Source organism: Alistipes sp. An116 (genome assembly GCF_002161005.1).
GTDB lineage: Bacteria > Bacteroidota > Bacteroidia > Bacteroidales > Rikenellaceae > Alistipes > Alistipes megaguti.
The window spans coordinates 1-20,149 of record NZ_NFLR01000005.1 but is presented as its reverse complement, the minus strand read 5'-3'; the positions used below and the strand labels follow the sequence as shown (position 1 = coordinate 20,149).

At 61.3% G+C, this 20,149-nt stretch carries 13 protein-coding genes and 1 rRNA gene; 11 read left to right on the top strand and 3 right to left on the bottom strand.

Annotation, left to right across the window (positions count from 1 at the left end):
* Nucleotides 1-86 precede the first annotated feature (86 nt).
* The 8 genes from B5E60_RS04630 (at nt 87) to tamL (B5E60_RS04595) (ending at nt 14,031) form a co-directional block, all read left to right on the top strand.
* Nucleotides 87-965 carry an NAD(+)/NADH kinase gene (locus B5E60_RS04630; protein WP_087309837.1) on the top strand — a complete coding sequence of 293 codons (879 nt, stop codon included), beginning with the start codon at nt 87-89 and terminating at the stop codon, nt 963-965.
* 69 nt (nt 966-1,034) lie between these two features.
* Nucleotides 1,035-1,754 (top strand): polyprenyl diphosphate synthase, encoded by a 720-nt coding sequence (uppS, locus tag B5E60_RS04625; RefSeq protein ID WP_087309835.1) that lies wholly within the window; start codon nt 1,035-1,037, stop codon nt 1,752-1,754.
* Between the two features lie 38 nt (nt 1,755-1,792).
* A complete protein-coding gene (bamA, locus tag B5E60_RS04620; protein ID WP_087309833.1) occupies nt 1,793-4,351 on the top strand; it encodes an outer membrane protein assembly factor BamA in 2,559 nt (852 codons plus the stop codon).
* A gap of 90 nt (nt 4,352-4,441) precedes the next feature.
* The gene (locus B5E60_RS04615) at nt 4,442-4,951 is read left to right on the top strand and encodes an OmpH family outer membrane protein (protein WP_087309831.1); all 510 of its coding nucleotides are present in this window, start codon (nt 4,442-4,444) and stop codon (nt 4,949-4,951) included.
* Between the two features lie 27 nt (nt 4,952-4,978).
* Nucleotides 4,979-5,530: an OmpH family outer membrane protein gene (locus B5E60_RS04610; protein ID WP_087309829.1), complete on the top strand. Its 552-nt coding sequence runs from the start codon at nt 4,979-4,981 to the stop codon at nt 5,528-5,530.
* A 198-nt stretch (nt 5,531-5,728) separates the two neighbouring features.
* A complete protein-coding gene (locus tag B5E60_RS04605; protein ID WP_087309827.1) occupies nt 5,729-6,640 on the top strand; it encodes an AraC family transcriptional regulator in 912 nt (303 codons plus the stop codon).
* A 211-nt stretch (nt 6,641-6,851) separates the two neighbouring features.
* The gene (locus tag B5E60_RS04600) at nt 6,852-11,741 is read left to right on the top strand and encodes a translocation/assembly module TamB domain-containing protein (protein ID WP_239403227.1); all 4,890 of its coding nucleotides are present in this window, start codon (nt 6,852-6,854) and stop codon (nt 11,739-11,741) included.
* Nucleotides 11,722-14,031 (top strand): translocation and assembly module lipoprotein TamL, encoded by a 2,310-nt coding sequence (tamL, locus tag B5E60_RS04595; protein WP_087309825.1) that lies wholly within the window; start codon nt 11,722-11,724, stop codon nt 14,029-14,031. The genes B5E60_RS04600 and tamL (B5E60_RS04595) overlap by 20 nt, the downstream gene beginning before the upstream one ends.
* Nucleotides 14,032-14,248: 217 nt before the next feature.
* Here the strand turns inward: tamL (B5E60_RS04595) and tamL (B5E60_RS04590) are convergent, their stop codons facing one another.
* Both tamL (B5E60_RS04590) and B5E60_RS04585 read right to left on the bottom strand, forming a co-directional pair.
* The gene (gene tamL / locus B5E60_RS04590) at nt 14,249-16,627 is read right to left on the bottom strand and encodes a translocation and assembly module lipoprotein TamL (protein WP_087310079.1); all 2,379 of its coding nucleotides are present in this window, start codon (nt 16,625-16,627) and stop codon (nt 14,249-14,251) included.
* Nucleotides 16,628-16,643: 16 nt separating this feature from the next.
* Nucleotides 16,644-17,393, bottom strand: a complete 750-nt coding sequence (locus tag B5E60_RS04585) for a nitroreductase family protein (RefSeq protein WP_087309823.1) — start codon at nt 17,391-17,393, stop codon at nt 16,644-16,646.
* A gap of 187 nt (nt 17,394-17,580) precedes the next feature.
* Here B5E60_RS04585 and dapF point away from each other — a divergent pair, with 187 nt between their 5' ends.
* From dapF to B5E60_RS04570, 3 genes are read left to right on the top strand one after another with little or no spacing between them, the layout of a single operon-like run.
* Entirely contained in the window at nt 17,581-18,387 is an 807-nt protein-coding gene (gene dapF, locus B5E60_RS04580; RefSeq protein ID WP_087309821.1) for a diaminopimelate epimerase, read from the top strand.
* Between the two features lie 27 nt (nt 18,388-18,414).
* Nucleotides 18,415-18,615 carry a hypothetical protein gene (locus B5E60_RS04575; RefSeq protein ID WP_087309819.1) on the top strand — a complete coding sequence of 67 codons (201 nt, stop codon included), beginning with the start codon at nt 18,415-18,417 and terminating at the stop codon, nt 18,613-18,615.
* Nucleotides 18,616-18,627: 12 nt separating this feature from the next.
* Nucleotides 18,628-19,431, top strand: a complete 804-nt coding sequence (locus B5E60_RS04570; RefSeq protein WP_087309817.1) for an alpha/beta fold hydrolase — start codon at nt 18,628-18,630, stop codon at nt 19,429-19,431.
* A gap of 378 nt (nt 19,432-19,809) precedes the next feature.
* Here the strand turns inward: B5E60_RS04570 and rrf are convergent.
* Nucleotides 19,810-19,923: ribosomal RNA gene (rrf, locus tag B5E60_RS04565) — 5S ribosomal RNA — on the bottom strand.
* Nucleotides 19,924-20,149: the final 226 nt, after the last annotated feature.

Below are 20,149 nucleotides of genomic sequence, written 5' to 3'. Positions count from 1 at the left end.
GCCCGGAATGCCGAAGCCGTTGTCGAAGGCTGCACGAGGGCTTTTTCCGACGTGGTAAAGTTACGTATTTTTTCGAAACTCCGCCGATGAAAATCATACTTTTTTCCCGGCCCCTGGTCGCCCACACCGCCGGGGAGATCCGCCGGCTCTTCGAATCCATCCACCGTTTCGGATTCGATTTCGCGGTCAACGAGGAGTTTGCACCGCTGATCGAGGAGGCGCTCGGCGAGGCCGTACCTCCCGAAAAGATCTACCGCCGGCACGTGGGCCGGCAGCCCGACGGTACGGTGATGGTCTGCTACGGCGGCGACGGCACGCTGCTCGAAGGGGTGCACCGGCTGTGCGGCGCCCCGATCCCCGTCATGGGCATCAACGCCGGCCACCTCGGATTCCTCACCAGCGCCCCCAAGGCCGGCTTCGACCACCTGTTCAAAAACATTGCCGAGGGACGGCTGCAGACCGAACCCCGCTCGCAGCTCCACATCGAGGGGGACTTCTCGCGCCAGCCCGACACGCAGCTGGCCCTGAACGAATTTACGGTCCAGCGCCACGGCGCCGGCATGATCGCCGTGGAGACCTTCGTCGACGGGCAGATGGTCGCCACCTACCACGGCGACGGACTGATCGTCGCCACCCCGACCGGTTCGACGGCCTATTCGCTCAGTGCCGGAGGTCCCGTCGTGGCCCCCACGTGCCACTGCCTGACCCTCTCGCCCCTGGCGCCGCACAACCTCACGATGCGCCCCGTGGTGATCCCCGACACGGCCGTCATCACGCTGCGCGTCGACGCCCGCCGCTCGGATGCCTTCGTCACGCTCGACAACCGCAACTACCCCGTTTCGCACGGAGCCACGTTCACCATCCGCCGCGCCAAACAGACGATTTTTCTCGCCGTACCGCACAATATATCCTTTTACGACACGTTACGGGATAAGATGATGTGGGGAATCGATATCCGCAGTTGAGCCGATCCGATAATCATTTATCGATTTTTTCCAGCAGTTAACAGATTTTTCCCTATATTTGTCCCCTATATGAGCGAGCAGAAACGCATACCGCAACACGTCGCCATCATCATGGACGGCAACGGCCGGTGGGCCGAACTGCGCGGCAAGGACCGCAGCGAAGGTCATGCCGCCGGTATCGAACCCGTCCGTGCCTCGCTGCGCGCCGCCGTGCGCAACGGTGTCCGCTATCTGACGCTCTACGCCTTCTCGACCGAAAACTGGGGACGCCCCGCCGCCGAAGTCGATGCCCTGATGGAGCTCTTCTGCCAGTGCGTGGCCAACGAGGCGCCGGAACTCATCCGCCAGGGCGTGCGCGTCTGCATGATCGGCGACCGCAGCCGCTTCTCCGAAAAGGTCCGCTCGGCGCTGGAGAGCATCGAAAAGCAGACCGCCGACGGAAAGGTCCTCACCCTGATTCTGGCACTGAACTACTCCTCGCGCAGCGAAATCACCCGTGCCGTGCAACAGATCGCCCGCCGCGTGGCCGCCGGAGAGCTCGCCCCCGAGGCCATCACCGAACAGACCCTCAGCGAGTCGCTCGACACCGCCCCGTGGCCCGATCCCGACCTGATCGTCCGCACCAGCGGCGAACAGCGTCTGAGCAATTTCCTGCTCTGGCAGGCCTCCTACGCCGAACTGTGGTTCCCCGAGGTACTGTGGCCCGACTTCACCGAACGGGATTTCGACCGCGCCCTGGAGGAGTATGCCCGCCGCGACCGCCGCTTCGGTCTGGTGAAAGACAAATGATCGAAAAAAGTTAGTCGACAATAGACAAAAGACGACAGATGAACTATTCAGGTAAGATATTCACGGCAGCAGCCCTCTTCATGACGCTTTGCTGCGCGAATATGTCCGCCCAGGAACAGAAACCTCAGGAGCCGGCTCCGCAGGACTCCACGCAACTCCGCGAAGTGACCTTCTCCGAGAACGCTCCCATGTTCAAGAGTTCGGGCGACCCCAAACTCTACTACATCCGCAAGATCAACGTCCACGGTGTCAAATACCTCAACCCCGACGTGCTGAAATCCTCGGCCGGACTGATCGAGGGCGATTCGATCTACCTGCCCAGCAACTTCATCTCCAACGCCATCACGCGTTTCTGGAGCCAGCGCTTCTTCTCCGACGTGAAGATCGGCGCCGAAATCGAGGGCGACAGCCTCGACCTGGAGGTCTTCCTCAAGGAGCGTCCCCGCGTCTACAACTGGGCCTTCGAGGGAATCTCCAAGGGCAAGCAGAAGGATCTGCTCGAGAAACTCAAGCTCAAGCGCGGCAGCGAACTCTCCGACTACGTCATCGACAAGAACAAGAAGCTCATCCACGACTACTGGGCTGAAAAGGGCTTCCGCAATACCGAGGTCGACGTGCGCATCGACAACGACACGCTGCGTCCGGGCCAGGCCGTGAACGTCACCTTCCTGATCGACCGCAAGGAGAAGGTCAAGATCGGCCGCATCGACTTTATCGGCAACACGCAGTTCCCCGACAAGCGGCTGCGCCGCACCTTCAAGAAGACCCACCAGAAATCGATCAACATCTTCAAGGGAGCCAAACTCAACGAATCGGACTATGCGGCCGACAAGGAGCTTCTGATCGACTTCTACAACTCGAAGGGTTACCGCAACGCCACGATCATCCGCGACTCGATCTACCCGATCAACGAAAAGCGGCTGGGCATCGACCTCGAGGTCTCGGAGGGCAACAAATACTACATCCGCAACGTCTCGTGGGTCGGCAACTCGGTCTACGAAACCGACGCCCTGCAGCGCATGTTCGGCGTCAAGACGGGCGACACGTACGACAAGAAGACGATGCAGAAACGTCTGGGTATCGGCAAGGAGTCCAACCCGGAGGAGATGTCCGTCTCGTCGCTCTACCAGAACGAGGGCTACCTCATGTCGCAGATCGAACCCGCCGAGACGATCATCGGCGCCGACTCGATCGACATCGAGGTGAAGGTCTTCGAGGGCAAGCAGTTCACGATCAACAACGTCGGCATCTCGGGCAACCAGCGCGTCGACGACGAGGTGATCCGCCGCGAACTGTACACGCGTCCGGGCGAGCTGTACAACCGCTCGCTGCTGATGCAGACCATCCGTACGCTGGGCTCGATGGGCCACTTCAACCCCGAGACCATCATGCCCGACATCAAACCCGTCACCAACGAACTGGTCGACATCAACTGGCCGCTCGAGGAGCAGGCCTCCGACCAGTTCAACATCGCCGGCGGCTGGGGCTCGGGCACCTTCGTGGGTTCGGTCGGCATCACGCTCAACAACCTCTCGGTGAAGAACTTCTTCAAGAAGGGCGCCTGGCGTCCCTACCCGATGGGTCAGAACCAGCGTCTCTCGCTCTCGGCCCAGACCAACGGTACCTACTACAAGGCCTTCGCGCTGAGCTTCACCGATCCGTGGCTGGGCGGCAAGAAGCCCAACTCGTTCACCTTCTCGGCCCATATCTCCGAGCAGAACAACGCCTACTACGTCTGGCAGTCCGCCACGCAGTACTTCCGCACATACGGTGTTGCGGCCGGTCTGGGCAAGCGTCTGAACTGGCCCGACCCCTACTTCACCTTCTACGCCGAGGCCAGCTACGAACGCTATAACCTGAAGAACTGGACCGGGTTCGTCGTCGAGAACGGAAACTCGAACCTGCTGTCGCTCAAGCTCGTCTTCGGCCGCAACTCGGTCGATCAGCCGATCTACCCGCGCCGCGGTTCGGAATTCAGCGCCTCGGTGCAGGCCACGCTCCCCTACTCGCTCTGGGACGGAAAGGACTACTCCGACCAGTCGATGAGTGAGCAGGACCGCTACGGATGGGTCGAATTCCACAAGTGGCAGTTCAAGGCGCAGTGGTTCCAGGGATTCCTCAACAACTCGAACCTGGTGCTGATGCTCAAGGCCGAGATGGGTTACCTGGGCAGCTACAACAAGAACAAGGTCTCGCCCTTCCAGCGTTACGAGGTCGGCGGCGACGGCATGTCGGGATACAACATCTACGGTATCGACATCATCGCCATGCGCGGTTACGAGGACGGCGCCCTCGACCCGACGAACTACTACTCGCGCGGATACAACAAGTACACCGCCGAGTTGCGTTACCCGATCATTCTGAAGCCTTCGTCGCAGATCTACGTACTGGGCTTCCTCGAGGGCGGTAATGCCTTCGACTCGTGGAAGGAGTTCTCGCCCTTCAAGATCAAGCGGTCGGCCGGTTTCGGCGTGCGGCTCTATCTGCCGGTGGTCGGCATGCTCGGCATCGACTGGGGTTACGGTTTCGATCCCCCCGCCAACTCGACCACCAAGAGCGGAAGCCAGTTCCACTTTGTGCTCGGTCAGCAATTCTAGGCCTTGGCTGGCAATAAATTTGAAAGAAAAGAGTTATATTTACGACAACAACCCCGGATTTCCGGAATTGACAACTTAAAATTTCAAATTATGAAACGGCTGATTCTCATGGCTGCGGCCATACTCACGGCGGGAATCGTCTCCGCACAGAATTACATAATCGTCAACAGCGAAAAGATCTTCAAGTCGGTCGATGCCTACAACACGGCCATCGAACAGCTCGACTCGCTGGCCAAACAGTATCAGGGTCAGGTGGATGCCAAGTTCGCCGAGGTGGAGACCCTCTACAACAACTACCAGTACCAGAAGGCATCGCTCTCGTCGGCCGCGCGCCAGGCCCGTGAAAACGAGATCCTTGCGAAGGAGAAGGAGGCTCAGCAGTATCAGGAGAGCCTCTTCGGCAAGGAGGGTACGCTGATGAAAACCCGCATCAAGATGATCACCCCGATCCAGAAGGAGGTCTTCGCCCGGATCGAGGCCTACGCCAAGGAGGTCGGCGCCGATCTGGTGCTCGATTCGTCGAACAACCCCACGCTGCTCTACAACAACCCCACGGTGGAGCGCACCCAGCAGGTCATCGACCTTCTGAAACAAAAATAGACATCAAAACATTAACGCATCAATTTTATGAAAAAAGCTATCAAATTAACCCTTGCGGTTGCTCTGCTGATGGGCTCCACGTCGCTCTTCGCACAGAAATTCGGCCGCATCAACACCCAGGAGATCATCATGGCCATGCCCGAGACCAAAACCATGCAGACCAACATGGAGGCTTACGGCAAGGAGATTCAGGACAACATCGAAACGATGCAGGTTGAGTTCAACACCAAATATCAGGATTACCAGAAGAACTACAACACGCTGACGGATATGGCCAAGGAGATGAAGGAGAAGGAGCTGCAGGATCTGCAGGGCCGCATCCAGGAGTTCCAGGGCCGCGCTCAGCAGGAGTATCAGAAGAAGCAGAACGAGCTGCTCGCCCCGATCATCGAGAAGGCCAAGAACGCCATCGACAAGATCTCGGCTGCAGGCGGTTATCTGGTAGTCTTTGACACCTCGACGGGTTCGCTGGCCTACTTCGACGAGGCCTCGCTGACCGACATCGCCCCCGAAGTAAAGAAGGAGCTCGGCATCACCGAGACCCCCGCAGCTGCCACCGAGACTCCCGCAGCCAAATAGTCAGAAATCTGTTCCGAGCAAGATACCCTAGCGCCGATCCATTGCGGACCGGCGCTTGTTTTTGTCGGATTTTCGTCAAAATGGCCCCGGATTCTCCCCGAAACATCCTGCGGAGTGTTCAATATGTCATCCGAATAGACGAATCCGCCTCTTTTTACGTTATGGTCGTATACAAGAACCACAAACCACAGCAATATCATGAACAAAGAGATCTCGGAAGCTTCGATCTCCCACTTTACCCTCCAGGAGTTGATCACCATGGCCGGCGGAGAGAGCCGTCCGGGACTGATGGGCGAGTGCATCGCCGCCAGTACGGACTCGCACATGGAGGCTTTCCGGTTTCCGTGCCGCATCAACGCCTTCATCATCGGCGTGGGGACCGAAGGCGAGTCCTCGGGACTGGTCAACCTTCAGGAGTTTACGATCAGGAAGGACACGATGTTCATCTTTGCCCCGAACAGCATTTTGCAGGCGCAGTCCGTCGAGGGGATGAAGGCCCATGTAATGGCCGTCTCGTGTGATTTCATGAAACGGATCAACATCGACACGAAGCATCTGCTGCCACTGCTGCTGCAATTCGCCTCACGCCCTTCGCTGGAGATCTCCCGCGAAGAGAGCCAGGCGCTGCGCAACTTCATCTCGCTGATCGAACAGGAGACAAAGGGTCCGGAGAGCGAATTCTCGGCCGAGATCATCGGCGGTCTGATTGCCGGAACGGTCTACAAGATCGGAGAGATCCTGCAGCGCTACCTCACGGAGCACCCCGAAGTGGAGAATCCCTCGCACAACCGTGCCAACGAGTATTTCAGACAGTTCACGCAACTGTTGAGCGAGCACTACAAGCAGGAGCGCAGCGTCGGATTCTACGCCCGACAGCTGTGCATCACGCCGAAATACCTCACTACACTGATCAAGCGCATCAGCGGCCGGTCGGGTTCGGAATGGATCGACAACTTCGTCATCCTCGAAGCCAAGACGCTGCTCAAGTATTCGACGATGAGCGTGCAGGAGATAGCCTACTACCTGAACTTCCCGAACCAGTCGTTCTTCGGAAGCTACTTCAAGCGCAATACCGGCATGTCCCCCTCGCAGTACAAGGCCAAGCAATAGGGGCCGGAGAGAGGGTGAGACGAGGTGCCGGCAAGGGCCGGACCCGGAGTAGCCGGGAAAAGACCGACCGGAAGAGGCCGGGAAGAGGCCGGGTGTGATACCGGGGCGGATCCGAGAGACCACTTTAGAGCCGTTTTTTCACGGGCGGGCGATGGATTAATCGCCCGCTTTTTGTACCTTGCAGTAAAATTCCGCCGGGCGTAGGCTGATCGTGAGAAAGTTCCTCAAATATACGGGATGGAGTCTGTTGGCCGTGGTGGCGACGCTGTTCGTCGTCATTGGACTGCTCTATGTACCGTGGGTGCAGGATTTCGCACGGCGCAAAGCCGTGAAACCGCTCTCGAAGGCACTTGGCATGGAACTCTCGGTGGGGAGTCTGCGACTTGGCTTTCCGTTGCGGCTTGCGGTGGGCGAAGTGCGGCTCATCGACCGGGGTGACACGCTGGTCGACTGCGGCCGGCTGACGCTGGATGTGGATCCCTGGCCGCTGATCCGCCGTCAGGCCGTGCTGCGCGATCTGACGATCGAACGGCTGAAGGCCCGTTACCACGACACCGCGACGGGATTCGACATGCGGATCGCGGCCGCACGCTTCGGGGTGGAACAAGCCCGGGCAGCCCTGCGCGAGGAGCGGGCCTCGATCCGACGGATTGCGCTGGACAGCGCCTCGATATGGCTCCGAACGGGCTCCGGCGAACAGGTCGAAAAGCCCGACACGACGGCTCCGCTCGGGTGGGAAATCGCGGTGAATCGGCTCTCGATCCGCCAAACCGGCTTTGCCATGGAGAGCGACGGCTCAGAGCTGACCGTCCGACTGGCCGAAGGGGGTGTAGACAGCTGCCGTGTCGGGCTGGGGAGCCGGCAGGTCGAGGTGACGCGCATCGAACTCGACCGTGGGAGCTACGCCTGGCTGACAGCGTCCTCTCCGACCGGAACGCCGACCGGAGAGGGCTCCGCAACAATCGACGGAGGCAACCCGAATAACAGCGACAACCCGGACGGCCGCAGCACCTCGGATAACAACAGCACCCCTCCGATTACAATAGCCAACGGCGGCAAGCGGGCGGGTAAAGCTTCGTCCGCAAAGGAGGCCCCGGCCGCAAAGGAGACTCCGGCCGAGGGTGACCTTCCGGCGAGCGAACCGGCATCGGCGCCCTGGACCATACGGGTCGGCGGCATAGAGCTGAACGACAATCAATTGACATACGGCGTAGCGGGACACCACCCCACCCAGGGGCTGGATCCTTCATGGATCGAACTCGCGGGGGTCCATGTCGCCGTCGATTCGCTCTATAACCGGGGCAGCGATCTGGCTTTGCAGATCCGGCAGTTGGCCTTCCGGGAGCGGTGCGGACTGGAGGTCGAGCAGACCCGGGGGCGCTTTTCGATGGACTCGACGGCAATCCGCCTGACGGGCTTCTCACTCGCGACCGCAGCCTCACGCCTTGCGGCCGACCTGGAGGCCGGAGGCGGTCTTCTGCGGATGGAGCCGCAGACCCCGCTGACGGCTTCGCTCGGGGCCGACCTGGCGACGAACGATGTGGCCCGGCTCGTCCCCGCGCTGCTGCCCGCCGCGCTGCGCAACCGGCAGATCGGCATGGAACTCACGGCCGACGGAACGCTGGAGGATCTTCGCCGGATCGACCTGCAGATCACCTCGCCCGACCATCTGTGGCTGACCGTCGACGGCCGGGCCCGCTATCCGCTCGATCCCCGGCATCTGACGGCCTCGGCACGCATCCGGGGTCGGTTGCGCAACGGAGCCTTCCTGCTCGAAACGGTGCCCGACACGGCACTGCGTCGACGCCTGGCGCTGCCCCGGCAAATCGGAATCGATGCTACGGCGCGGATCGACAGCCAGAACTACGTGCTGAGTTCGCTCCTGCGCGCCGGACAGCGCCGTACGGAGGAGGGGCGCATCCGTATCGACGGACGTTTCGATGCCCGCCACGAACGTTACGAAGCGGCGATCCGCGCCGACAGCTTCCCGATGGGGAGCTTCCTTCCGGCCGACTCGCTCGGACGGCTGGGGCTTGCACTCGACGCCCGGGGCAAGGGTTTCGACCCATACAATCCGGCGACGTGGAGCCGGCTGCAGCTGGAGGTCTCACAAGCCGAATACCGCGGCCGCGACTTCGGCGGCGTAGGGATTACGGCCGAACTGGCCAACCAGCAGCTGCAAGGACGCATCGAGGATCGCGACTCGGCGCTGCTCCTGTCGCTCGGACTCGAGGGACGGCTGACCCGCGAGCAGAAGCAGGCCCGGCTCATGGGACGTGTCGGATGGTTCGATCTGGCGGCACTGGGCCTTGTCAGCGAACCGATCGGCGGACTCTTCGACCTGGAAGCCGAAGCTTCGGCCACACAGAGAGGCAGTTACGCCGCCCGTGTGGCGCTGGACAGCATCCGGGTGCGCAACGGCGCGCAGACGGAGACGATCCGCCCGACGTCGTTCGAATTTGCGACCGACTCTGCCCGAACCCGGGCAGCAGCCCGGTCGGGCGACCTCGAACTGGAGTTCCGCACCCCCGAATCGCTTGAACGCTTCCTGGCCCTGCTGCCCCACAGCACGGAGGAACTGGAGCGGCAGGTCCGCGCCCAACGACTCGACATGGACTCGCTGAAACCCGTGCTGCCCGACTTTCTGCTGCGGCTCACGGCCGGACAGAACAATATCCTGAACAACTACCTGCGCACGCGCCGCATGGCCTTCCGCCGGCTCGAAATGCGCGGAGCAAACTGCGACTCACTGCCGCTGGCCCTCGGCATGCGCGTCGAGGGGCTCACGACCGGCAACCTGCGCATCGACACCATCGGCATGTCGCTGCGCCAGCAGGGACAACGGATGCACTACGCCCTGCGGATGGCCAACGCTCCGGGGAATCTCGACCACGTGGCCGCCGCCGGACTCCGCGGCGATCTGGTCGACAATACCGCCACGATGCACCTCTACCAACGGGACCGCAGCGGTCGCGAGGGGTTGCGCTCGGGGCTCAACCTCACGTGGAACGACTCGCTCATACGGCTGAGTCTCGAACCCGACCCGCAGTTCGGATTCGAACCCTGGAGCGTCAATCCCGGCAACTACCTCGTCTACCGCTACGACCGGCAGCTGGAGGCCGATCTCGATCTGGCGCGCGGCTCACAGCGCTTCGCCCTCCACTCGATCCCCGCCTCGGAGCGCACGGCAGGCATTCGCCTCGTAATGGCCGGACTGGGCATCGGCTCGATGCTCGAACTGCTCCCTTCGGCACCGCCCGTCGACGGACAGTTGGGAGCCGATCTCTCGCTGACGCTGGGGCGCGATACGCTGGCGCTGGGAGGCGACATTACGGTCGGCGAACTCGCCTACGACCGGCAGCCGTTCGGGGACCTGGCCCTCCGGGCCCGCTACGGACAGGGTCGTGAACAGCGTGCCGATGTGCGTCTGGCCATCGACACGGCCGAGGTGCTTGCCGCCACGGCCTCCTACGATGCCGCGGCCCCCTCGCCGCTCGATGCGCGGATCGCCCTGCGGGAACTCCCGCTGCAGCGCTTCGACGCCTTCCTGCCCGCGGAGATGCTCCGCCTGACGGGCTCGCTCTCGGGCCGCCTGCAGGCCGAAGGCGCAATCGACGCTCCGCAGCTCAACGGACGCCTGCACTTTGCCGGCACGGAGCTCCGCGTGCCGATGATCGGCACCTCGTTCCGCCTTTCGGAGGATACGATCCGCTTCGACGAGAGCCGCCTGCGCTTCGACCGCTACGCCATCCTCGCCCCCAACCGCCAGCCGCTGACCATCGACGGCCAGATCGACCTCTCCGACCTGCAGCGCATGACGGCCGACCTGCGGCTGCAGGCCTCGGATTTCCAGTTCGTAAATGTTCCCCGCCGGGAGCGTACGGAGGTCTACGGCCAGGCCTATCTCGACCTGAACACCTCGATCCGAGGGCCGATCGACGCGCTGGCCGTACGGGGTCGTGTCGCGCTGCTCGGCGGCACGGACATCAACTACGTCATGCAGAGTTCGCCGCTCGAGGTCAAACAGCAGTCGCAGGACGTGGTCCGTTTCGTCTCGTTCGCCCGGATCGACAACCGCGAAGCCTTCGAGGAACTGCCGCCCGTGCGAATCGGCGGCATGGACGTCGCCCTGAACATCGACATCAACAACGACGTCAAGGCCGCCGTCGACCTCTCGACCGACGGCAGCAACCGCATCGACCTGCGCGGCGGCGGGGAGCTCTCCTTCACGATGAACCCGCTGGGCGACATGCGCCTCTCGGGCCGCTACCTGCTCACGGGCGGCACCGTGCAGTACAATCCGCCGGTCATCGCACAGAAGGTCTTCCGCATCCAGCCGGACGGCTATGTCGAGTGGCTGGGCGACGTGGCCGACCCGTCGTTCAACATCACGGCCGTGGAGAGCGTCCGCGCCAACGTCTCGTCGGACGGCGAGAACTCCCGCGCGGTGAACTTCAACATCTCGATCAATATCCGCAACACGCTCACCAATCTGGCCATCAGCTTCGACCTCTCGGCTCCGGAGGACCTCACGATGCAGAACCAGCTCAACTCGCTGACGGCCGAACAGCGCGCCAACCAGGCGATGAACCTGCTGATCTACAACACCTACACCGGTCCGGGGACCTCGGCCCGCGTCAGCTCGGAGAATCCGCTCAACACCTTCATCCAGAAGGAGCTCAACCAGTGGGCGCAGAACAACCTGAAGGGGGTCGACCTTTCGTTCGGCATCGACTCCTACGGCCAGGACGACCCCAACGGTCAGCACACGGACTACTCCTACCGGCTGTCGAAGAATCTCTTCAGCAACCGCATCCGGGCGGTCATCGGCGGCAAGTTCAGCACCGACAGCGACCCCTCGCAGAATCTCCGCGAAAACCTCATCGACGATATCTCGATCGAATACATGCTCGACAAACGCGACAACATGTATATCAAGCTCTTCCGCCATACGGGCTACGAGAGTATCCTCGAGGGTGAGATCACCGAAACCGGCGTCGGCTTCGTCATCCGCAAGCGCCTCTCGCGCCTGGGCGACCTCTTCCGCTCGTCGAAACCCCGCACGCCAAAACCCGAGAACCATGAAGACGATCCTCAATAGTACGCTCGCCGCCCTGGCGGGACTGCTCCTGCTGGCCGGCTGCTCCACCACGCGCCGCATCCCCGAGGGCGAAGTCCTCTACACGGGGGTCAAACACCTGCGGATCCTGCCCGATTCGGGGGTCGTCCTCACGTCGGCGGCCGAAGATGCTGCCCGCGAACCCCTCTCCGTGGCCCCGAACAACCCGCTCTACGCCCCCTGGGTGCGCACCCCCTTCCCGATCGGACTCTGGGCCTGGAACTACTGCTACACCCCGCGCGAAAAGGGATTCAAATACTGGTTTTACCGGCGGCTGGCCAAGGAGCCCGTTCTGATCTCGAAGGTCCAACCCGGACTGCGCACCAAGGTGGCCCTACAGGCTCTCGAGAACTTCGGATACTTCGGCTCGCAGGCCTCCGACTCGCTGCGCTACCGCAAGCGGGGACGCAAGGCCAAGGTCGACTATACGCTCCGCATCGCTCCGCCGTGGCACTACGGGGAGATCGCCTATCCGAAGGCCGACAGTACGATGCAGCCCCTGATCGACAGTCTGCAGCACACCTCGCCGCTTCGCCCCGGAGTGCAGTACAACCTCGACACGCTCACCGCCGAACGGCAACGCATCGCCTCGACGCTGCGCGCCAACGGCTACTACTATTTCCGTCCCGACTATCTGGAGTACCTGGCCGATACGACGCTCCACCCGCGAAGCGTTGCCCTGCGGCTCGCCCTCACGCCCAACCTCCCGCAGGCCGTGCTGCGCCCCTACCGCGTGGGGGATGTCACCGTGCGGCTGCACAATCGGCGTCCGGGGCCCTTCGACACGCTGCGGATCCGCCGCGCCACGGTGATCGCCCAACAGCCGATGAAGGTCCGCCCCCGGGTGCTGAACCGCCTGCTGAGGCTTCGTCCCGGTGAGCTCTTCACGGTCGAGGCCCAGAACCAGACCCAGACCGAACTCAACAAACTGGGCATCTTCCGCTCGGTGAACCTTGCGGTCACACCGCTCGATTCGCTGCGCGGCGGGGATTCGCTCGACGTGGAGATCATCGCCCAGATGGACTCCCCGCTCGAGGTGGCGCTCGAAACCGACGTCACCTCCAAGTCGAACAGCTTCCTCGGACCGGGGCTCACCCTGACACTGAGCCACAACAACCTCTTCCGCGGCGGCGAGCGTCTCGACGTCAAACTCAACGGCTCCTACGAGTGGCAGACCGGCAACAAGAACTCCGGAGGCCGCAGCTCGCGGCTCAACTCCTACGAACTGGGGCTCAATACGTCGCTTCACCTGCCGCGGCTGCTGCTGCCCGCACGCTGGGTGCGGCGGCTGCGTCCGGGCGGTACGACCACCTTCCAACTGGGGGCCGATCTGATGAACCGTCCGCAGTTCTTCCATCTGGTGGCCTTCAGCGGATCGGCCGGCTACCGTTTCCAGAGTTCGCCCTACAGCCACCACGATCTGACGCTCTTCCGCCTGACCTACAACCGCCTGCTCCATACCACGGCGAGCTTCGACCAGACGATGGCCGAGAACCCCTCGATCGCCATGAGTTTCCGCAACCAGTTCGTCCCCTCGATCGGCTACACCTACACCTTCGACCGCAGCTACGGGCAGACGGGCGACCGACGCCTCTACTGGCAGAACAGCCTCACCGAAGCGGGAAACCTGCTCTCGGCCATACTCGGGGTCGCGGGTGAACACCATCCCCAGCGACTCTTCGACAATCAGTTTTCGCAGTTCGTCAAGGCGGTCAGCGAGGTGAAGTTCTACCGCCGCCTCGGACAGCGCAACAACTGGCTGGCAACACGTCTGCTCGTCGGCGTGGGCTACGCCTACGGCAACTCCGAGGTAATGCCCTACAGCGAACAGTTCTACATCGGCGGAGCCAACAGCATCCGCGCCTTCACCGTGCGCTCGATCGGTCCGGGCAGCTACCGCCCGCCCGTCGACGACAGCGACGGTTACCTCGACCAGACGGGCGACTTCAAACTCGAAGCCAACGTCGAGCTGCGTTTCGGGATCATGGGACGTCTCAACGGCGCCCTCTTCCTCGATGCGGGGAACGTCTGGCTGCTGAAGGCGGACCCCAACCGTCCGGGAGCCGCCCTGCGGGGAAGCACCTTCTTCAACGACATTGCGCTCGGTACGGGATTCGGTCTGCGCTACGACATCAGCTATCTGGTCATCCGCGCCGACCTCGGCATCGGGCTCCACACCCCCTATCCGAACCCCGACAAGCGGGGCTACTACAACATCTCCAGTTTCAAGGACGGATTGGGATTCCACCTGGCCATCGGCTACCCCTTCTGACGGGGCCGCGCCGGGAGGAGATACTGCAAACGGATCGGGAAAACGCCCGGGACATGGAGCAGGGTGCCCTCCGACGAAGAGGATTGTCGGAGGAGGAGGGGGGGGGAAAAAAAAACGGACAGAGAACGTCTGGTTGGGAGATCGGCCGGGGAGTCAGGCGAAGTACATGGCGGCCGGGACGGGGCCGGAAAGGAGCCGGAAAGACGGAAACGGCAGGTCAGAACGGATAGCCGACGCCGAAGTTCAGCGCCGTATTCTTCCACTTGAAGTTGTGAATCCACCGCTCACCGGCCGGATTGTTCGGGTTGTGGAGCTGAATACCCCAGTCCAGACGCAGCACCGCAAACTTGATGTCGAAGCGCAGGCCCAATCCCGTATTGAATCCCAACTGCCGGTAGAACCGGTCGAAATGGAAGACCGCCTCGTCGGAGTATTCGGCCGGATTCTGGCGGATGTACCAGATGTTGCCCAGATCGAAGAAGGTGGCACCGTGGATCATGCCCCAGATCGGGAAACGCAGTTCGACGTTGGCCTCGAGCTTCACGTCACCCGTCTGCACGGGGTAGTCGTTGTGCGGATCGGGCACCGAGCCCTGTCCGAGCGTACGAGGCGTCCAGCCGCGCATGCCGTTGCTGCCGCCGCAATAGAACTGCCGGTCGAAGGGCACCGACTGCGAATTGCCGTAGGCCATGGCCACACCGCCGTAGAGATGGCCGACCAGCGCCGTCACATCGCCCAACATGATTTTGCGGCTGACGCTCAGGTCCGTACGGAAATATTGCGAATACTGGATTCCGAAGATCGTATAGTAATCCCTGCCGGCCGCCGGCGCGAAGAAGGCATGTTCGACGGCGTCGATCAGATTGCCCGCCGTCTCGGCATTGAAACGGATGGTCGTGGCGTTGCCGCCGAAATTCTTCCGCTGGTTGTTGTAGCTGTAGCTGAACGACAGGCCGCCGATGAACTGCGTCTGGAAACTGTTGATCAGGTATTTGTTCTGCGTGCTACCCAGGAATTCGGGATCCACCGGGCGCGTCATGTCGATCACGTTGATGTCGACGGGGCGCAGCGAGAAACTCGAATAGCGGTTGTTGGTCCACGAGTAGGTCAGACCCGCACTCGACAGCGTACGTGCATAGTAGGGGCGGTCCTGAAAATTCACCGCCACCTCGATCTTCGTCCGCGGCTGGTTGGCATTGCGGAAACGGCGCATGTGCCACGGCGCCAGGAAGCGCGGGAAGGTCAGACCCGCCGTGATCCCGAACTCCGTGGCCCGTTTTTTCCGGGCATCGGGGGCCTTCATGAACTCGTAGCCCGCGGCAAACGACACATCGAACGACTCCGCCCCGCGGAAGATGTTGCGGTTCTGGTAGCCCACCGTGGCCTTCAGCCCGTAGAAGCTCGACGTGGTGCTCCCCTCCACGTCGACCTTGACACTCTGACGCAGCGTCGGTGTACAGAGGATATTGCACGTCAGATACCCCTCACGTGTGTAGAGCATCTGCGTCGAATCGGCCGACGAACCGATGAAGGAGACGTAGTTGCTCGAATCGGCCGCCAGCGGCTGCTCCTCGAAGGCGATGCGCGTGCTCTTGAAGTAGCCCAGCGACATCAGATCGGCATAGGCCCGGTTGACGCGCGACGAATTGTAGACGTAGTTCGGGTAGAGAGGCACGGTTTGCCGCAGCACTCGCGGGCGCAGACTCGGACGCTTCTCGTAGATGATGTTCAGACCGCGGTAATCGAGCGTATCGAGACGCGAAAGGAGCGTCGTATCGTTGCGGATCTCCGTCGGATCGTAATCCGGGAAGATGTTGATCTTGCCCAGACGGTAGACCAGGTTGTTGTCCATGATGGCCTTGCCCCGGGCATCGTAACCCGCCAGATACTGCTTGATCACCACCTGCAGATCGACCTTGCGGTCCCCGCCCAGCGTATCGGCCAGATAGAGTATGTTGTTGACCGAGAAGTTGTAGTAACCCTGGTCGCGGAGATAGGCCGTGATCCGTTCGCGCTCGGCGTCGAGCACCGTGACGTCGTAGATCGCCCCCGGCCGCAGCAGCGTATGCACCGTGTCGGGCAGCACGATCTGTTCGAGGAACTTGTCGTGGAAGAGGTACGAGACCGAATCGATGCGGTAGGGAGCCCCCTGATGCGTGGAGTAGATCACCGTGGCGCGCTTGTGGCGCGAGGTGGTATCGATGCGGAATGAGGCCTGCGAATGGAAGAAGCCCTTCGAATCCATATAAACCTTCAGATTTTCGGTGCTCTTCTTCACCAGACCTGCGTCCAGCAGTTCGGGTGCCTGGCCGATCTTGCGTTTCCACTCGTTCCAGCGGTTCTCCTTCGCCGGATCGGCCTGTTCATAGAGCCAGACGTAGAAGTTGGTTCCCAGGAAGCGCTTGTTCGGCGTCTGGCGGATGTATTTCTCCAGCTCCGAGGCGGGGATCCGCTCCTTGCGGGGGGTCGAGCGGTCGGCCTCGATGCGCACCTTCTGCAGGAAGTAGCTTCCCTCGGGGATATGCCGCGTGACGCTGCAGGCCGAGCCGACAAAGCCCAGCACCGCAACAACCAGTATACGGCACAACCGACCCACCTGCAACGTGCGATGATCAGTGGTTGTTGAAGAAACCCTTCTCGCACAACAGGGCGAAATAGCTCTCCGAGATGGCCAGATTGTCCCGCCGCACGTAGCGCCGTTCGGTGAAGATACGGGCCAGATTCGGCAGACCGTTCTCCTCAAGGAGGCGTTTGGTCTGCTCCGACTCCTCGCGTTCGGCCCACAGTTCGTCGATCTCGGCCGCCGTGTAGTCGGTATACTTCTCGTAGTGGACCACGGCCTCCAGCGGCAGACGGTCGGTCAGTTCGGGCGATTCGTCGGGATAGCCCACGACGATCGTCGTCAGGGGGATCACCCCCTTCGGGAGTTCGAGAATCCGCGAGATGTCGCCCGCGGTATAGATCGTCGTACCGAGGATGCAGATTCCCAGACCGTGGCTCTCGGCCTCGATGCAGAAGTTCTGCGCAGCCAGCAGGGCATCGGTCGAGGCGTTCAGGAACCAGGCGAAATTGTCGTAGGCCGGATCGGCATCGCGCTGTTCGCACCACAGGGTGAAACGGTGGATATCGGCGCAAACCGTCACCAGACACGGGGCCTGAGTCACCATGGGCTGGTTGAAGTGACACGGAGCCAACTGCTCACGCAGCGCCTGATCACGGGAGACAACCAGCGAATAGAGCTGCATGTTGCCGCACGTCGAGGCGCGGGTAGCCGCTTCGAGACAGTCGCGCAACACCTCCGCAGGGATGGGTGTCGGCCGGAATTTTCGGATGGAACGATGCTTGAACAGCACACTTTTCATAGAGTTACGGATTAAAATTCTTCTTTCCACACCAATCGGCCTCACCTTGCATCAATTCGGGGCCGATTTTTTCACAAAAGTAGCAAAACTTTTAGAAGTTTTACTATTTTTGCCAGAGAGAAACCTTCGTCCGTGAGGGGCCGGAAATACCTGCGGCCGAAGATGCTGCTCCAAAACTACCGATGAGGTGCTGACTGAATTTGCCAAATACGAAGGGGCCGGAAACGACTTCATCCTGATCGACAACCGCGAAGGGCTCTTCACCCCCGATCCGGCGTTGATCGCACGACTGTGCGACCGCCATTTCGGAATCGGAGCCGACGGTCTGATGACCCTTGCGCGCAATGCCGAAATCGACTGCTCGATGCGCTACTACAACGCCGACGGTTCGGAAGGCGAGATGTGCGGCAACGGAGCCCGCTGTTTCACCCTCTTCGCCGAACATCTCGGCATCGGCGGCGAAACCAAGTTCTTCGATGCCGCCGACGGGCTGCACACCGCCCGGATCCACCGGACCAAGGGCTTCTCTGGCGAAATCGAACTCGGCATGATCGCCGTGCGCGAGATCCGCACGGGCGACAACTGGTGGTTTCTCAATACGGGGGTTCCCCACTACGTGGAGTTTGTCGACGATCTTGAGGCGGTCGATGTCGTTTCCCGCGGCCGCGCCATCCGCTACGATACGGCCCGCTTCCCGCAGGGCACGAACGTCAATTTCGTCCAGGTGATCGGTACGGGCACCCTCAGCGTACGCACCTACGAACGAGGCGTCGAGGACGAAACGCTCGCCTGCGGAACCGGCGTCACGGCAGCCGCCATCGTCACCAACTTCGCCCTGCAACACGACACGCACCACTACCGCATCACGGTCCGCGGCGGTGAACTCTCGGTCCGTTTCACCCACGAAGCACACACGCAAATCTATACGGACGTCCGTCTGACAGGTCCCGCACGCCGGGTCTTCGGCGGCACGTTCGAGCGCGAAAATTTCTAATTCCCAACCATTTCCATTTCCCAACCCATGAAAACACAAAAGGGAATCCGTGAACACGACACGGATGAACTTCGCAAGGCCAAACGCCTCGAACCGCTCCGCAAGAGCGGTAAGGAACGTCACACGCTCTACAGCCAGTATGAGGAAGAGGATGACGAGGAGGATTACCGTTCCTATGCCAAGCGCGAATCCGCCCTCGACTATTTCGATGACGAAGAAGAGGAATAACCCACTGAACCGATGATCGAAAAATTCATCATGGCGGGGTCCACGCCCCTGCACATCTGCGACTCCCAAAAGGGCGACCGATGCATAGTCCTGCTGCACGGATACCTGGAATCGATGCTGGTCTGGGAGGACTTCGTACCTTATCTGTACAAGGAGGTGCGGGTCGTTACACTCGACCTGCCGGGACACGGCATCTCGGTCGTACAGGGCGAGAAGCATTCGATGGAGTTTCTGGCCGATACGGTGGCCGATGCGCTGAAGGCGCTGGGAATCCCGCGCTGCACCCTTGTCGGCCACTCGATGGGCGGCTACGTGGCGCTGGCCTTCTGCGAACGTCACCCGGAGATGCTTGACGGCCTGGTGCTGCTGAGCTCCACCCCGAATCCCGACAGCCCGGAAAAGGCCGAAAACCGGCGCCGGGAGATAGCCCTTGTCCGTGCCGGACGCAAGGAGCTGCTGGCCCGTGTGGCACCGGCGGCAGGCTTTGCCGAGGAGAACCGCGATCGGATGAAGGACTACATCGAGGATCTGACCGAGCAGGTCTTCATCACCGAGGACGACGGCATCGTGGCCCTGCTCAACGGCATGATCGACCGCAAGGATCAGAACGAAATGCTGCGGCAAACGAAAGTACCGGTCCTTTTTATCCTCGGTCGCAAGGATAACTACATTCCCCTGGAGGTCGCCGAGAAGATGGTTGCCGACCACCCCGAAGCCCGAGTCGTCTGGCTCGAACATGCGGGGCACATGGGCTTTCTCGAGGAGCCCGAAGCGACGGCCCAAGCCCTGCTTGACTTTGTTAAAAACGAGAAATAATCCGACAACACCTCACTCTCTTTTCAAGACGGGGAAGATAGATCATCTTTCCCGTCTTTACTTTTGCCGTACGCCATAAATGACCGGCCGCCCACGCTTTCTCCACGCTCGCCCACACAAGACCATAGCCCCCACGTCCCGTTTCACCCACCTCCACCTTTCCCTGCAGCCCTCAAGGAAGATTCACCATAAGGGCAGTTACAAACCGAGAATTTCCGAGCCACCGACCACTTCACTCCTTGCAGCCCACACCTATTCCCGCCGCCCGGGAGCATCGCGCCCGCCGGACCTGGTTTGTCAGCCGTTCACAGCGGAGGGGTTCCGGGGCAGGTTCGCAGCAGGGCACAAAAAAAGGTCAGACCTTACGATCTGACCTTGAAGAGGCGGCTACCTACTCTCCCACGGGATAACCGCAGTACCATCGGCGTAAGTGAGCTTAACTTCTCTGTTCGGAATGGGAAGAGGTGGAACCTCACTGCTATAACCACCTAAAAGAACTTTTTCACAGAGGGAAACTGCTTCGTCTTGCAACCCCGGGCCTCCGACCCCTCGGCCTCTGCAAACCGTGCGAGTATCTTCCGATACATATCCGTCGCACTCGGTATGGTTTGACACGTTAGGGAAATGAGATAAAGATTCGCTGTAGGAAAGCCGTTCGGGTAATTAGTACTGCTCGGCTTTGACATTACTGTCTTTACACCTGCAGCCTATCAACGTA